At 51.7% G+C, this 15,191-nt stretch carries 13 protein-coding genes; 5 read left to right on the top strand and 8 right to left on the bottom strand.

The window, feature by feature from the left end; genetic code table 11:
• Window positions 1–215 precede the first annotated feature (215 nt).
• Together OGY19_RS20580 and mdtD are read left to right on the top strand one after the other, a co-directional pair.
• The gene (locus OGY19_RS20580; protein ID WP_115601251.1) at window positions 216–920 is read left to right on the top strand and encodes a FadR/GntR family transcriptional regulator; all 705 of its coding nucleotides are present in this window, start codon (window positions 216–218) and stop codon (window positions 918–920) included.
• A gap of 3 nt (window positions 921–923) precedes the next feature.
• Window positions 924–2,351 carry a multidrug transporter subunit MdtD gene (gene mdtD, locus OGY19_RS20575; protein WP_061066903.1) on the top strand — a complete coding sequence of 476 codons (1,428 nt, stop codon included), beginning with the start codon at window positions 924–926 and terminating at the stop codon, window positions 2,349–2,351.
• Here mdtD and rbsR read toward each other — a convergent pair.
• From rbsR to kup, 7 genes are all read right to left on the bottom strand, one after another.
• Window positions 2,317–3,309 (bottom strand): ribose operon transcriptional repressor RbsR, encoded by a 993-nt coding sequence (gene rbsR, locus OGY19_RS20570; RefSeq protein ID WP_105242127.1) that lies wholly within the window; start codon window positions 3,307–3,309, stop codon window positions 2,317–2,319. The genes mdtD and rbsR overlap by 35 nt on opposite strands.
• 3 nt (window positions 3,310–3,312) lie before the next feature.
• Window positions 3,313–4,242, bottom strand: a complete 930-nt coding sequence (gene rbsK, locus OGY19_RS20565) for a ribokinase (RefSeq protein ID WP_115601252.1) — start codon at window positions 4,240–4,242, stop codon at window positions 3,313–3,315.
• A 141-nt stretch (window positions 4,243–4,383) separates the two neighbouring features.
• Window positions 4,384–5,274 (bottom strand): ribose ABC transporter substrate-binding protein RbsB, encoded by an 891-nt coding sequence (gene rbsB, locus OGY19_RS20560; RefSeq protein WP_003023760.1) that lies wholly within the window; start codon window positions 5,272–5,274, stop codon window positions 4,384–4,386.
• Window positions 5,275–5,298: 24 nt separating this feature from the next.
• Window positions 5,299–6,264, bottom strand: coding sequence for a ribose ABC transporter permease (gene rbsC, locus OGY19_RS20555; protein ID WP_003826999.1), 966 nt, complete (start codon window positions 6,262–6,264; stop codon window positions 5,299–5,301).
• 5 nt (window positions 6,265–6,269) lie between these two features.
• Window positions 6,270–7,775 (bottom strand): ribose ABC transporter ATP-binding protein RbsA, encoded by a 1,506-nt coding sequence (rbsA, locus tag OGY19_RS20550; RefSeq protein ID WP_115602368.1) that lies wholly within the window; start codon window positions 7,773–7,775, stop codon window positions 6,270–6,272.
• 7 nt (window positions 7,776–7,782) lie between these two features.
• Window positions 7,783–8,202 carry a D-ribose pyranase gene (gene rbsD / locus OGY19_RS20545; protein WP_003023766.1) on the bottom strand — a complete coding sequence of 140 codons (420 nt, stop codon included), beginning with the start codon at window positions 8,200–8,202 and terminating at the stop codon, window positions 7,783–7,785.
• A gap of 192 nt (window positions 8,203–8,394) precedes the next feature.
• Window positions 8,395–10,263, bottom strand: coding sequence for a low affinity potassium transporter Kup (gene kup, locus OGY19_RS20540; RefSeq protein ID WP_048213793.1), 1,869 nt, complete (start codon window positions 10,261–10,263; stop codon window positions 8,395–8,397).
• Between the two features lie 331 nt (window positions 10,264–10,594).
• Between kup and ravA the strand changes: the two genes are divergently transcribed.
• Together ravA and viaA are read left to right on the top strand one after the other, a co-directional pair.
• Window positions 10,595–12,091, top strand: a complete 1,497-nt coding sequence (gene ravA / locus OGY19_RS20535; RefSeq protein WP_048213792.1) for an ATPase RavA — start codon at window positions 10,595–10,597, stop codon at window positions 12,089–12,091.
• On the top strand, window positions 12,085–13,536 hold the full coding sequence (viaA, locus tag OGY19_RS20530; protein WP_115601253.1) for an ATPase RavA stimulator ViaA: 1,452 nt from the start codon (window positions 12,085–12,087) through the stop codon (window positions 13,534–13,536). Before ravA ends, viaA begins: the two co-directional genes overlap by 7 nt.
• Before the next feature lie 3 nt (window positions 13,537–13,539).
• On the opposite strand, the gene asnA is transcribed toward viaA, so the two are convergent.
• Window positions 13,540–14,532: an aspartate--ammonia ligase gene (gene asnA, locus OGY19_RS20525; RefSeq protein ID WP_115601254.1), complete on the bottom strand. Its 993-nt coding sequence runs from the start codon at window positions 14,530–14,532 to the stop codon at window positions 13,540–13,542.
• Window positions 14,533–14,683: 151 nt separating this feature from the next.
• Here asnA and asnC point away from each other — a divergent pair, with 151 nt between their 5' ends.
• On the top strand, window positions 14,684–15,142 hold the full coding sequence (gene asnC / locus OGY19_RS20520; RefSeq protein WP_003023780.1) for a transcriptional regulator AsnC: 459 nt from the start codon (window positions 14,684–14,686) through the stop codon (window positions 15,140–15,142).
• Window positions 15,143–15,191: the final 49 nt, after the last annotated feature.

Below are 15,191 nucleotides of genomic sequence, written 5' to 3'. Positions count from 1 at the left end.
GCTTGCGTGCCGTTGTTCCGTGTCAGTGGAGGCGCATTATAGGGAGTTATTTCAGGCTGACAAGGGGAAATTTAAAATAACTTTCCGAATGCGTGTTTTTTCACCAAAACCACCATTAACATGCCATAAAATAAGCAATTTGCCGTTTTTGCAGCCGCAATCACACTCCCTGATGGCATACTAATGAATAAGAAAAAGCGTAAGGAAGAACATTCATGCCTTTAAATGCCCAACAGATAGCTGCCCAAAAGAATCTTTCCTATGTTCTGGCAGAAAAGCTGGCTCAGAGAATATTAAAAGGTGAATACGCACCCGGCGCTATCCTGCCAGGTGAAATTGAGCTGGGCGATCAGTTTGGCGTAAGCCGAACTGCGGTAAGAGAGGCAGTTAAGACATTAACGGCTAAAGGTATGGTATTACCGCGCCCACGTATTGGTACACGCGTTATGCCGCAGGCAAACTGGAACTTCCTCGATCAGGAGCTGCTCACCTGGTGGATGACGGAAGATAATTTCCCACAGGTCATTAAACACTTTCTGGTGATGCGTATTAGCCTGGAGCCTCAAGCCTGTTCACTGGCGGCGACGATTGGTACGGCAGAGCAGAAAGCCCATCTCAATACATTAATGGAAGAGATGGTCGAGCTGAAAAAGAACTTCAGACGCGAACGTTGGATTGAAGTTGATATTGCCTGGCATGAGCACATTTATGAAATGAGCGCGAATCCATTCCTGATATCCTTCGCATCATTGTTCCATTCCGTTTATCAGACCTACTTTACGTCGATTACCTATAACGATGTGGTCAAGCTGGATTTGCACCAGGCCATTGTCGATGCAATAGAAGATAGCGATGGCGAACGCGCTTTTGCCGCCTGTCAGGCATTACTGATAGCACCGAACGAGCTCCCGGATAAATAATCTATGTCAGAAAAGAAATCGCGCAGTATGGCTGGATTGCCATGGATAGCCGCCATGGCCTTTTTTATGCAGGCATTAGATGCCACTATCCTCAACACGGCCTTACCCGCAATAGCACATAGTCTTAACCGCTCCCCGCTTGCTATGCAATCAGCCATTATCAGCTATACCCTGACAGTCGCTATGCTGATCCCGGTGAGTGGATGGTTGGCTGACAGATTCGGGACCCGGCGTGTATTTATGATTGCCGTTAGCCTGTTTACGTTGGGATCGCTGGCTTGTGCACTTTCCAGCTCATTAAGTGAACTGGTGGTTTTCCGCGTGATACAGGGTATCGGTGGCGCAATGATGATGCCTGTTGCCCGTCTGGCATTATTGCGTGCTTACCCGCGTAGCGAACTGCTCCCCGTACTTAATTTCGTGACCATGCCCGGTCTTGTTGGACCGATTTTAGGTCCGGTACTGGGTGGCGTGCTGGTAACGTGGGCCAGTTGGCACTGGATCTTCCTGATTAATATTCCCATCGGCATAGCCGGTATCTTCTATGCCCGCAAATATATGCCGAACTTCACCACACCACGCCGCGGCTTCGATATGACCGGTTTCTTTCTCTTTGGTCTAAGCCTGGTACTGTTTTCCAGCGGTGTTGAGTTGTTTGGCGAGAAACTTGTTGCCAGTTGGGTCGCACTTGGCATTATTCTCGCCAGCATTGTGCTACTGCTCGCCTACATTCGTCATGCGCGTCGCCATCCGACACCGTTGATTGCGCTTCCTATTTTTAAAACGCGAACCTTTTCTGTTGGCATCGCCGGAAACCTTGCTACTCGCCTGGGAACGGGATGCGTACCTTTCTTAATGCCACTGATGCTGCAGGTAGGCTTTGGATACCCGGCACTCATTGCCGGTTGCATGATGGCTCCGACAGCGCTGGGCTCAATTCTGGCGAAATCGATGGTGACGCAGGTACTGCGCCGGCTCGGCTACCGGACCACGCTGGTCGGTATTACAGTGTTTATCGGCCTGATGATTGCACAGTTCTCTTTGCAGTCTCCCGCCATGCCGGTCTGGATGCTAATTCTGCCACTGTTCATTTTAGGTATGGCGATGTCCACCCAGTTTACCTCAATGAATACCATTACTCTGGCCGATTTAACTGATGAGAATGCCAGCAGCGGCAACAGTGTTTTAGCCGTTACGCAGCAGCTGTCTATTAGTTTAGGGGTTGCCATTAGTGCCGCGGTTCTGCGTATCTACGAAGGTATGGAAGGAACCAATACGGTTGAACAGTTCCACTATACTTTTATTACAATGGGCGCGATCACCGTCGTATCGGCGCTGATGTTTATGCTGTTAAGAGCCAAAGATGGGCGCAATCTGATCAAAGATCGACATAAGCCTAAACCGACCCCCGCTCCATCAGAACAGGAGTAAGCTGCAAGCGCTGTTGCTGCAATGCGGGCTGTGCCATACGGTGGATTAACACATCAATGGCCAGTTCACCCAACTCATCTTTCGGTTGGTGAATAGTTGTCAGCGGCGGCGTCATATAACGCGCCAGTTCTATATCATCATAACCGACTACCGCCATATCCTGCGGGATACGCAATCCAGACTGATATAAAGCCTGATATGCTCCAACCGCCATCGCGTCATTGCCGGTAAAAACAGCCTGTGGGCGGTCTTTATGCGACAACAGCGTTTGCATAGCTTCAAACCCACCGCCAAACTCGAAGTCACCGGTGATCTCGTAACCGTTCGGGATAGCCAGCCCTGCACGCTTCATTGCCGCGCGATACCCTTCCAGACGCAGACGCGCCGGTGTTTTATCCAGAGGGCCCGTGATGCAGGCAATGCGCGTAAACCCTTTTTCGATCAGATGTTGAGTGGCTAAATCCCCACCTAACAGGGAGTTATCCTGAATCAGATCGCTTTCACCATCAAAAGGCGACCAGTCCATCATCACGGTCGGTATAGAAGGGTAACGCTGCATGATTTCTCTGGAAGGCTGATGTGTTTCCGTGCAGAGCAGCAGCAAGCCGTCTACCCGCTTTTGCATCAACGTTTCCAGATTACGGTTCATACGCTGCTCGTCACCTTCGGTGTTGCACAGCACCAGGCTGTAACCGCGCTCAAAGCAGCTACGTTCAACACCACGAACCAGCTCAGAGTAAAAGGGATTAGTACTGGCTGTAATTAACATGCCAATAGTGCGGGTCTGATTCAGTTTGAGACTACGCGCCAACGCGGAAGGCGCATAGTTAAGCTCTTTGATTGCCGCATCAACTTTGTCAGTGATCGCCTCACTGACAAAGCGATCTTTATTAATGACGTGAGAAACCGTCGACGTGGAAACACCCGCCAGGCGGGCAACGTCCTTCATTGTAGCCAAGCGTTACCTCTGTTGACTTAAAAACGCTTCGATTTCTTCACGCCATGGAACGGAAGGCTGTGCACCTTTACGTGTGACCGCAATCGCTGCGGCAGCATGTGCAAAACGGATGGCTTCCGATAGCGGAGTCTCTTCCAGTAACGCTGTGATTAACGCACCGTTAAAGGTATCTCCGGCAGCGATAGTATCAACCGCGTCAACTTTAAAACCCGGTACTCGCTGACCTTCACCGTTTACACTGGCCCACACACCGCGACTCCCTAAGGTAATCAGTACAGTATGGATCCCTTTCGCGTGCAATGCCTGCGCCGCTTTAGCTGCATCTTCATCGTTTTCTACCCGGATCCCCGTCAGCTTTTCAGCCTCGGTTTCATTCGGGGTAATAATATCCACCAGCGCCAGCAGCTCGTCGGATAGTTCACGTGCCGGAGCTGGGTTAAGGGCGACCAGAGTCTTATTCTGATGCGCAATCTTTGCCGCAGCCTGTACGCTTTCGATCGGTGATTCTAATTGCATCAGTAACGCAGACGCCTGAGCAATACGGTCACGCTGTGCTTCTACCAACGCCGGAGAAAGAGCAGCATTCGCGCCGGCATGAATACCGATAACGTTCTCACCTTCGGCATTCACAAAAATCAGCGCCACACCGGTCGATTCACCCGAAATAACGCTAATCGGGGCAATATCAATATTATCGCGAGCTAACTGTTTACGAACACTTTCGCCAATATCGTCATCACCCGTACAGGCAATGAACGCGATATTCGCGCCACTACGCCCTGCAGCAACCGCCTGATTCGCGCCTTTACCGCCAAACGCCACCTGATATTGACTACCGGTTACGGTTTCACCCGGTGTCGGGAAAGAGTTAAGGTTGAGGATGTGATCGGCATTAATGCTGCCAAGAACAACGAGGTTGCCTGCGGTTTTCATGTTAGGTATTCCAAGTCAAAGTGCGCCACCGGGTTAGGGTGGCGCGTGCCCTGCTTTTCTTTTTACGCTTTCATCCTCAGAACAAGATCCAGGGATGGCGTATTTATGTCTCCATCAGGTCGCGAGCGGCCTGAATCGGTATTACTGCTTGATAACCAGCTTCAGGTCAACCGGATATTTAGCCTGAACCTTCTCGCCTTTCAGGACTTTATCCGCAGTCTCAACGCCTTTCGCGCCGATCTGATCCGGCAGCTGAGCAATGGTCGCAGCCAGTTTGCCATCATTTACTGCTTTTTCGCCATCTGGAGTGCCGTCAAATCCAACCACCATCACATCAGATTTACCCGCCGTTTGCAGCGCACGCAGCGCACCCAGCGCCATTTCATCGTTCTGGGCAAATACGGCCTGCACGTCAGGATGCGCGGTCAGCAGGTTCTGCATAACGTTCAGACCTTTAGTGCGGTCGAAGTCTGCCGGCTGGCTGGCCAGTACGTTAAATTTGTGTGCCGCAACGGCCTGCTGGAAACCTTCGCCACGCTCACGCGCCGCAGACGTTCCGGCAATGCCCTGCAGTTCGATAACTTTCGCGCCTTCACCGGCTTTTTTCGCGATGTAATCACCCGCAATTTTTCCGCCCAGCACGTTATCAGACGCAATATGGCTTACCACTTCACCTTTAGACGCTACGCGGTCAAGGGTGATAACCGGAATCTTCGCCTGGTTAGCCATCTTCACGGCGTTACCCACGGCATCGGAGTCAGTTGGGTTGATCAGCAGGATTTTAGTCCCGCGAACCGTTAAGTCCTGAACGTTAGCCAGCTCTTTCGCCGGGTTGTTCTGCGAGTCCAGAATCACCAGGTTGTAGCCCAGCTTATCTGCCTCTTTTTGCGCCCCATCCTTCAGGGAGACAAAGAACGGGTTATTAAGCGTGGAGACCACCAGCGCAATGGTATCTTTCGCCATCGCATTCGCGCTCACGGTGGCGCTCAGCGCAACAGCAGAAACCAGGGTAGCCAGTTTTTTCATGTTCATATTTAAGATGTCCTGTAATCGTTGTTACTGCTTTTTGTTGTCTACCAGTACCGCCAGCAAAATCACCACCGCTTTGACGATCATCTGGTAATAGGAGGATACACCTAACAAATTCAAACCATTATTGAGGAAACCAAGAATCAATGCGCCGATCAGCGTCCCAACAATGCGTCCTTTACCACCCGCCAGGCTGGTACCACCTAATACCACCGCGGCGATAGCATCCAGCTCATAGCCTGTACCTGCCGTCGGTTGTGCAGAGGAAAGACGCGCCACTTCAATGATGCCCGCCAGCGAAGCCAGCAGCCCACAGAGTGAATAGACGATAATTTTGATTTTACTGACGCTGATTCCGGACAGACGCGTTGCCGCTTCGTTACCGCCCAGCGCATAGATATAACGACCCAGACGCGTGTGGTGCAGCATGTACCACGCCGCGAGGAAAACAATCCCCATAATCCACACCGGCGTAGGGATGCCTAATGGACGACCAATCCCGAACCAGCCAAACAGATCGGCATTATCAGTAAAACCGGTGTTTACCGGACTGCCGTTGGTGTAGACCATGGTCACACCGCGCAGCAGCAGCATCATCACCAGGGTCGCGATAAACGCCTGCACGCGACCTTTCGCGACAATCACCCCGGTTACCGCGCCAATGGCAGCGCCGAGCGCCAGAGCAGCAGCAACAGCCACCAGCGCATTGACTTCAATCCCTACAATGGAAGCCGCAACCGCGCCGGTCAGCGCCAGTAAGGAACCGACGGACAGGTCGATACCCGACGTCAGGATGACCAGAGTCATGCCGACCGCCATGATGGCGTTCACCGACGTTTGCTGGAGAATGTTGAACAGGTTATTAACGGTAAAAAAGTTGGGGCTCATGGTGGAAACAATCGCGATCAGCACTAACAGAGCGATGAGCGACTTTTGCTCCAGAAGCCATGCTTTAGTGAAATAACGGCGACCAGAAACAGCCTGGGTAGTCATCTTTTTTACTCCTGATTCACGCGATTAAGCTTGCCCACAGCGGCAGCCATTAATACTTCCTGAGTGGCCTGCTCGCGAGTGAATTCACCGCCGAGATGCCCTTCATGCATAACGATAATTCGATCGCTCATGCCCAATACTTCTGGCATCTCAGAAGAGACCAGAATGATACTCAGCCCATCAGCCTTAAACTGGTTGATAAGCTGATAGATTTCTTTTTTCGCCCCAACGTCAACGCCGCGCGTCGGCTCATCGAGGATCAGGACTTTTGGACGGGTCATCAGACCGCGCGCAATCGCTACTTTCTGCTGGTTACCGCCGGAGAGCAGGCCGATAGCCTGTTCCATCGATGGCGTTTTAACATTGAACAGGCGAATAAAATCACCCACCGCCTGCTGCTCATCTTTATGTTTAAGGCTTCCGCCTGCACGGCTGAAATAGCGCAGCGCGGTCAGTGACATGTTCTCTTTCACCGACATACCGAGCACTAAACCATCGCGTTTACGGTCTTCAGAAATATAGACGATGCCATTAGCCAGTCCATCCTGCGGCGAACGGGTGACAACTTCATGGCCATCAAGCGTGACGTAGCCGCTGGTGCGCGGCAATGCGCCGTACAAAACCTTCATCAGCTCGGTACGCCCAGCACCCATCAACCCCGATACGCCAAGGATTTCGCCTTTACGCAGCGTGAATGACACATCGTTTACGCCAGGGCCGCACAAATTATCGACTTTCAGGCGAATATCACCCGGCGCTTTTTCCAGACGCGGGTACTGATCTTCCAGTTTACGTCCCACCATCATTTCAATCAGCGAGTCTTCGGTCAGCGAGGCGACTTCACGCTCGGCAATAAACTGCCCGTCGCGAAAGACGGTTACGTCATCGCAAATCTCGAAGATCTCTTTCATGCGGTGAGAAATATAGACAATGCCGCGTCCCTGGGATTTCAGTTCGCGAATGACGCGGAACAGGGATTCGGTTTCAGTATCGGTGAGGGCATCCGTCGGTTCATCCATAATGATGACCTTCGATTCAAAGCTCAGCACTTTGGCGATTTCAACCATCTGCTGATCGCCAATCGACAGCTCACCGACCAGCCTGTCGCTTTTAAAGCGCAAATTGAGTTTGTCGAGCAGCAGATCGGCTTCGGCGTACATCTTCTTCCAGTCTATTTTGCCAAAGCGATTCACGAACTCGCGACCGAGAAAAATGTTCTCGGCAATAGTGAGTTGCGGGATCAGGTTCAGCTCCTGGTGGATGATACCGATTCCGGCTTCCTGGGAGGATTTCGGGCCGTTAAAGGTGGTCTCTTTACCCAGCCACAATAAGGAACCGGCATCACGGGTGTAGATTCCGGTCAGCACCTTCATCATAGTGGATTTGCCCGCGCCGTTTTCGCCCACCAGCGCCATTACGCGGCCTGGGTAGACATTCAGCGCGGCGCCGGATAGCGCTTTTACGCCCGGGAACGCTTTATCGATCCCTTTGAGTTGCAGTAATGCGTTCATGATGGCCTCAGAACGTGACGCCAGCACAGAGAATGATATTCGCATACGGAGAACATTCTCCGCTGCGAATTACCGCCTGACTGTCTGCGGTTTGTTTTTTGAATTGTTCATGCGTGGTGTAACGAATTTCTATGGTGTTTCCCTGGTGTTGTTGCAGTTGCTCAATGTGACTGAGCAACGTTTCGTGGAGTTGCGGATTATGTTGTTTAATTTCCGACGCGAGAATGGCCGCCTCGACCTGCATTTCACGTGTAACCACATCCAATACCTGCATAAAAGAAGGTACGCCCTGGGTTAATGCCATATCGATACGCGTTGTGCTGTTCGGGATGGGTAAACCTGCATCACACACCACCAGCGTATCGGTATGCCCCAGACGGGAGATCACCGATGAAATTTCAGAGTTGAGTACCGTGCCTTTCTTCATTTTCTTTCCCCACTAGCGAAACGTTTCGCTGAAGATAAGTGTAGTTCGAAGAGTGGACAGAAAACCACCGCGACGTTATGAAAATGTGATCACCATCGAAACGTTTCGCAAGGATTATCATGAGATGAAAAGAAAACTGAGAGGGGTCAAACAAAACGCCCCCTTTCACGATGAAAGAGGGCGTTAACAACATTAAATCTCGACCTGCGTACCGAGTTCAATAACCCGGTTCGGTGGGATTTCAAACTGGTCCGGCGCGCGCAGCGCATTGCGCTGTAGCAGCAGATACAGCTTGCCACGCAGGCGCAGATACCATGGTCGTTTGCCGACAATCAACGACTCGTGCGACATGAAGAAGGAGGTTTCCATCATCCGACAGCTTAAGCCTTCCAGACCGCAGCGGTGGAACACTTCTTCAACGTTTGGCGTTTCACGCCAACCGTAGCTGGCCACCACGCGCCAGAAGGTAGGCGACAATTGCTCAATCTGCACTCTACGTACATTGTGTACATAGGGCGCGTCTTCCGTACGCAGCGTCAGCAGAATAACGCGTTCATGCAGCACCTTGTTATGTTTCAGGTTATGCAGCAGCGCAAACGGGATGACGTTCAACGCACGGGACATATACACCGCCGTTCCTGGCACGCGCACCGGTGGGGATTTCTCCAGCGACGCAATCATCGCCTCCAGAGAGTTACCGTGCTCATGCATGCGACGCAACAGACGGAAGCGTTCGCTTTTCCAGGTCGTCATAATAGTGAACATCACCAGACCCAGCGAGAGCGGCAACCAGCCGCCTGAAACGAGCTTATCGAGGTTTGCAGAGAACAACGGAACATCGATGCACAGGAACGCAACCAGGATCAGGAAGACGAAGTATTTATTCCAGTGCCAGTTTTGCCGCGCCACGGTCGTCGACAGAATGGACGTCAGTACCATCGTTCCCGTTACCGCAATACCGTACGCAGCAGCCAGATTACTGGAGTGCTCAAAGCTCACGATCACGATAACCACGGCGAAATAAAGCATCCAGTTTACGAAAGGAATATAGATCTGACCCGATTCCATTTCTGAAGTATGGATAATCCGCATCGGCGATAAATACCCCAGACGCACAGCCTGGCGCGTCAGTGAGAATACGCCGGAGATAACCGCCTGCGAAGCAATTACCGTCGCCAGCGCGGCAAGGATCAGCAGCGGAATCAGCGCCCAGTCCGGTGCCAGCAGGAAGAACGGGTTTTTGATCGCTTCGGGATGCTTTAACAGCAATGCACCCTGACCAAAATAGTTCAAAACCAGCGAAGGCAATACGACGGAGAACCATGCAAGGCGAATCGGTAACTTACCGAAGTGGCCCATATCCGCATACAGCGCTTCAACACCGGTAATCGACAGCACCACCGCGCCCAGCGCAATAAAGGACAGCGTTTTGAATTCCAGGAAGAAATGAACAGCCCAATACGGATTTAGGGCATGCAACACTTCCGGATTTGCAATAATGCTGCGTACACCCAGCACGGCAAGTACCAGGAACCATATCAGCATAATCGGCGCAAACAGCTTACCGACCATGCCGGTACCGTGTTTTTGAATCAAAAACAGCAGGGTAAGTACGATAATAGAGAGAGGAACAATCCAGGTGTCCAGTTGTGGAGCAATAATCTCCAGACCTTCAATCGCCGACATCACCGAAATGGCTGGCGTAATCACCACCTCGCCATAAAAAAAGCTGCCGCCAATCAATCCCATAATCACCAGCATCGAGGTCGTTCGCGCCGACGTATTACGCCCGGCCAACGACATCAACGTCAGGATTCCACCTTCCCCGGCGTTATCAGCACGCATAACAAATGACAGATACTTAACGGAAACAACCAGAATCAGCAGCCAGAAAATCAGCGAGAGAAAACCAAACACGGCATCACGTTCAACGCCAAAACCAAACTGCCCGGACAAACATTCACGAAGCGTATAAAGTGGGCTGGTACCAATATCACCGTAGACAACCCCAATGGCCGCGAGGGTAATCGCAGACAATGATTGCTTATTATCAGTGCTCATAGACTCGTCTTTCGTTTATACACATCATCGTTCAAGCTACCTCCGCGTTGGCTGCATTCGTTATTCCGCCCATCCCAGGGAATAACTCCATTGCCGCCTTGGTGCAGCTTGATTGATATGGTGTATATATAAGAAATGTGTGCGTCGTCCCTTGGCCCACAAAAAGGCGCACAGTATGCACGATTAATCGCAAAATCGTACCCCTAAATGAGACCAGATTAATCTGGCTCAAAGAAAAATAAACGCGCCTTCAGTCTATTACAGCCCAGGGGTTAAACATCTATACTCGCTGTTTAACGCGGTACATTTGGCGAAAGGACGCCACTTCATTATGGCTCACCCACATTTATTAGCGGAAAGAATTTCCCGTCTGAGCAATGCGCTGGAAAAGGGACTTTATGAACGTAGTCACGCCATTCGCCTTTGTCTGCTGGCCGCGCTCAGCGGCGAGAGCGTCTTCTTATTAGGCCCTCCAGGGATAGCGAAAAGCTTAATCGCTCGCCGACTGAAGTTTGCCTTTAAAAATGCCCGTGCTTTCGAATATCTGATGACGCGCTTCTCGACACCTGAAGAGGTCTTTGGCCCGCTATCCATTCAGGCGCTTAAAGACGAAGGTCGCTATGAGCGCTTAACAGCAGGCTATCTTCCTGAAGCCGAAATTGTTTTTCTCGATGAAATCTGGAAAGCAGGCCCGGCCATTCTCAACACCCTGCTAACCGCCATTAACGAACGCCACTTCCGCAACGGCGCACACGAGGAGAAAATCCCGATGCGCCTGCTGGTCGCGGCCTCCAACGAACTACCTGAAGCAGACAGCAGCCTGGAAGCATTGTACGACCGTATGCTGATTCGCCTGTGGCTGGATAAAGTACAGGACAAGGCCAACTTCCGGTCCATGCTGTTAAGCCAGCAGGATGAAAGTGACAACCCCGTTCCAACAACGTTACAAGTGACCGATGAAGAGTACTACCAGTGGCAAAAAGACATTGGCAAAATCACGCTTCCCGATCGTGTATTTGAATTGATTTTCACCCTGCGCCAGCAACTGGATGCGCTACCGAATGCCCCCTACGTATCTGACCGTCGCTGGAAAAAAGCAATCCGCTTACTCCAGGCCAGCGCCTTCTTTAGCGGGCGCGATGCCGTTGCGCCTATCGACCTTATTCTGCTGAAAGATTGCCTGTGGTATGACGCGCAAAGCCTGAATCTGATGCAGCAACAAATCGAAATATTGATGACCGGGCACGCCTGGCAGCAGCAGGCAATGTTGACTCGCCTTGGGGCAATAATGCAGCGTCGCATCCAGCTACAGCAGCAGCAAAGTGATAAAACGGCGTTCACGGTAATCCGTCAGGGTGGAATGTTCAGCCGCCGTCCTCATTATGATTTACCGCCGGAAGCCAACACTTCCGTACTGACGCTGCTACTGCAAAAACCCCTAAAACTGCACGATATGGAGGTTATCCATATTGCCTTTGAACGCGGCGCTCTGGAGCAGTGGCTGACTAAAGGCGGTGAGATCCGCGGAAAATTAAACGGTATCGGATTTGCCCAGACGCTGAATATGGAAGTCGACAGCGCTCAGCACCTGGTCGTGCGCGACGTCAGTTTGCAAGGTTCTCGCCTGGCACTACCCGGCGCATCAGAAGAAAGCATGCCCAGTGAGATAAAGCAGCAACTTGAAGCGCTCGACAACGAATGGCACCAGCAGCACAGCGAATTTAGTGAACAGCAAAAATGTCTGTTTATTCATAGTGACTGGTTAGGCCGCATTGAAGCCAGCCTGCAGGACGTCGGTACACAGATCCGACAGGCACAACAATGCTGACCCTTGATACGCTAAATATCATGCTGGCGGTCGGCGAAGAGGGGATGATTGAAGAGATGATCATCGCACTGCTGGCTTCCCCGCAGATGGCGGTCTTTTTCAAAAAATTTCCCCGGCTAAAAAAAGCGATTACTGACGATGTTCCCCGCTGGCGCGAAGCGTTACGTAACCGCCTCAAAGATACCCACGTACCGCCGGAGCTCACAGAAGAGGTCATGTGCTATCAGCAAAGTCAGCTCCTCTCTACTCCGCAGTTTATCGTCCAGCTACCGCAAATATTAGCGCTCCTGCACCGACTCCACTCGCCATGGGCTGGGCAAGCGCAGCAACTGGTCAATGACAACAGCACCTTTACGCCCGCCCTACATACGCTTTTTCTCCAGCGCTGGCGCCTGAGCCTAGTGGTGCAAACCACAACGCTGAATCAGCAACTGCTGGAAGAAGAGCGCGAGCATTTGCTCAGTGAAGTACAGGAACGGATGACCCTTAGCGGACAACTGGAACCCGTTCTGGCGGAAAATGACAACGCTGCAGGCCGGTTGTGGGATATGAGCGCGGGCCAAATCAAGCGAGGTGATTATCAGTTGATGGTGAAATACGGTGAATTTCTGACGCAACAACCCGAACTCCAGCGCCTGGCCGAACAGTTGGGGCGCTCCAGAGAAGCGAAATCCGTGCCGCGTAAAGACGCGCCAATGGAAACATTCCGTACGCTGGTGCGTGAACCGGCCACCGTCCCGGAGCAGGTGGATGGCATTCAACAAAGCGATGATATCCTGCGTTTACTTCCCCCCGAACTGGCCACGTTGGGTATTACCGAACTGGAATATGAGTTCTATCGGCGGCTGGTGGAAAAGCAGCTCCTGACATACCGCCTGCATGGAGAAGCCTGGCGCGAGAAAGTCACGGAGCGGCCGGTTATCCACCAGGATTTTGACGAGCAGCCTCGTGGGCCCTTTATTGTCTGTGTCGATACCTCGGGTTCGATGGGCGGATTTAACGAACAGTGTGCGAAAGCCTTTTGCCTGGCGCTAATGCGCGTCGCCCTTGCCGATAACCGGCGCTGTTTCATTATGCTGTTTTCAACAGAAGTCGTGCGCTATGAGCTATCCGGTCCGGAGGGTATCGAACAGGCGATCCGCTTTTTAAGTCAGCGCTTTCGTGGCGGCACTGATATTGCCAGCTGTTTTCGCGCCATTATTGAACGCATGCAGGGTCGGGAATGGTTTGATGCCGATGCGGTGGTGATCTCAGATTTTATCGCTCAGCGATTACCTGATGAAGTTGTCAATAAAGTGGGGGAATTGCAGCGAGTGCACCAGCATCGTTTTCATGCTGTGGCGATGTCTGCACATGGCAAACCCGGCATCATGCGCATTTTCGATCATATCTGGCGCTTTGATACCGGGATGCGAAGCCGCCTGCTCAGACGCTGGCGGCGTTAATTTTTACAGCAGAGATGCGACGCTTTCACGGACCTGTGCAGGCCACACACCGCACTGAACCTGGCCAATGTGCGGCAACTGCAGCAGCAGCATCGTCAGGCGTGACTGCCCAATACCGCCACCAATGGTCTGCGGCATTTCACCGCGCAGCAGTGCCTGGTGCCACTCCAGACTCAGGCGATCTTCATCTCCGGTCAGAGCAAGTTGGTGTTTCAGCGCATCGGCATCCACGCGGATCCCCATAGAAGACAGTTCAAACGCATCTTCCAGTACCGGGTTCCAGACCAGAATATCACCGTTCAAACCGGCATGACCCAGTTCGGACGCTGAACTCCAGTCATCATAATCCGGAGCACGAACGTCATGACGGTGGCCGTCACTAAGTTTGCCGCCGATCCCGACCAGGAACACCGCGCCCAGCTCTTTTGCGATCGCACGTTCACGACCTTTTGCGTCAAGATCCGGATAACGAGATAACAGCTCCTGGCTATGCACAAAGTGGATCTGCTCTGGCAGGAACGGTGCCAGACCAAATTCTTTGCTTACCGCAGCTTCGGTGGCCTTAATTCCCGCCCAGATAGCCTCTACCGTGCTTTTCAGAGTGGAAAATTGACGCTCACCGTCGCCCATCACGCGCTCCCAGTCCCACTGATCAACATACACTGAGTGCAGCGGGGAGAGGCGATCTTCATCGGGACGCAGGGCCTTCATGTGCGTGTACAGCCCTTCGCCTGCGCTAAAGTCGTGTTGTCCTAACGTTTGACGCTTCCACTTCGCCAGGGAATGAACCACTTCGAATTGAGCGTCCGGCAATGCTTTAACCTTCACCTGCACCGCTTTTTCACTGCCCGACAAGTTATCCTGCGTGCCATCTCCTACGCGGCTGAGGATCGGTGCCTGAACTTCGATCAGACCTAAACGCTCTTCCAGCTGGCGAGAAAAATGAGATTTTACGAAGCTAATTTGACGTTGTTTGGCAATGTAAGCGGTTTTCATTATGTGTACTCCTGTGTCCTGTTGCCTATGATTAAGCAACAGAATGGAGGTAATATTCAATAATCCACAAACAAAAAGCCGACTTCAATTTTGATTCGTTAAAAATAACGTCTAAAATAGAGTGAATCATTAATCTACATAAGAAAAACCTATGGAAAATTATCAGATCGACAATCTGGACCGCGGCATTCTTGACGCCCTGATGGAAAATGCCCGTACCGCCTACGCTGAATTAGCTAAACAGTTCGGCGTCAGCCCGGGGACAATTCACGTTCGTGTAGAAAAGATGAAGCAGGCTGGGATTATTACCGGCGCGCGAATTGATGTCAGTCCAAAACAACTGGGTTATGACGTCGGCTGCTTTATCGGCATTATCCTGAAAAGTGCAAAAGACTATCCGTCAGCGCTGGCCAGACTGGAAAGTCTCGATGAAGTGACCGAGGCGTATTACACCACCGGGCACTACAGCATCTTTATTAAGGTAATGTGTAAATCTATCGATGCCCTGCAACAGGTACTTATCAACAAGATCCAAACAATTGATGAAATTCAGTCCACTGAAACCTTGATCGTCTTGCAGAACCCGATCATGCGTACCATCAAGCCCTGATCGCTTTTTTTAATCCCCTATTTTTCCACAGGTAGATCCCAACTCGCTC

Source organism: Citrobacter sp. Cy070 (genome assembly GCF_030332245.1).
Taxonomy (GTDB): Bacteria; Pseudomonadota; Gammaproteobacteria; order Enterobacterales; family Enterobacteriaceae; genus Citrobacter; species Citrobacter youngae.
This window is presented reverse-complemented; position numbering and strand designations above follow the sequence as displayed.

What these genes read in the sequence shown, in the direction of transcription:
- OGY19_RS20580 (WP_115601251.1), top strand. Translation starts at nt 216, where the DNA reads ATGCCTTTAAATGCCCAACAGATAGCTGCCCAAAAGAATCTTTCCTAT.
- mdtD (WP_061066903.1), top strand. Translation starts at nt 924, where the DNA reads ATGTCAGAAAAGAAATCGCGCAGTATGGCTGGATTGCCATGGATAGCC.
- rbsK (WP_115601252.1), bottom strand. Translation starts at nt 4,242, where the DNA reads ATGAAAACCGCAGGCAACCTCGTTGTTCTTGGCAGCATTAATGCCGAT.
- rbsB (WP_003023760.1), bottom strand. Translation starts at nt 5,274, where the DNA reads ATGAACATGAAAAAACTGGCTACCCTGGTTTCTGCTGTTGCGCTGAGC.
- rbsC (WP_003826999.1), bottom strand. Translation starts at nt 6,264, where the DNA reads ATGACTACCCAGGCTGTTTCTGGTCGCCGTTATTTCACTAAAGCATGG.
- rbsA (WP_115602368.1), bottom strand. Translation starts at nt 7,775, where the DNA reads ATGAACGCATTACTGCAACTCAAAGGGATCGATAAAGCGTTCCCGGGC.
- rbsD (WP_003023766.1), bottom strand. Translation starts at nt 8,202, where the DNA reads ATGAAGAAAGGCACGGTACTCAACTCTGAAATTTCATCGGTGATCTCC.
- kup (WP_048213793.1), bottom strand. Translation starts at nt 10,263, where the DNA reads ATGAGCACTGATAATAAGCAATCATTGTCTGCGATTACCCTCGCGGCC.
- ravA (WP_048213792.1), top strand. Translation starts at nt 10,595, where the DNA reads ATGGCTCACCCACATTTATTAGCGGAAAGAATTTCCCGTCTGAGCAAT.
- viaA (WP_115601253.1), top strand. Translation starts at nt 12,085, where the DNA reads ATGCTGACCCTTGATACGCTAAATATCATGCTGGCGGTCGGCGAAGAG.
- asnA (WP_115601254.1), bottom strand. Translation starts at nt 14,532, where the DNA reads ATGAAAACCGCTTACATTGCCAAACAACGTCAAATTAGCTTCGTAAAA.
- asnC (WP_003023780.1), top strand. Translation starts at nt 14,684, where the DNA reads ATGGAAAATTATCAGATCGACAATCTGGACCGCGGCATTCTTGACGCC.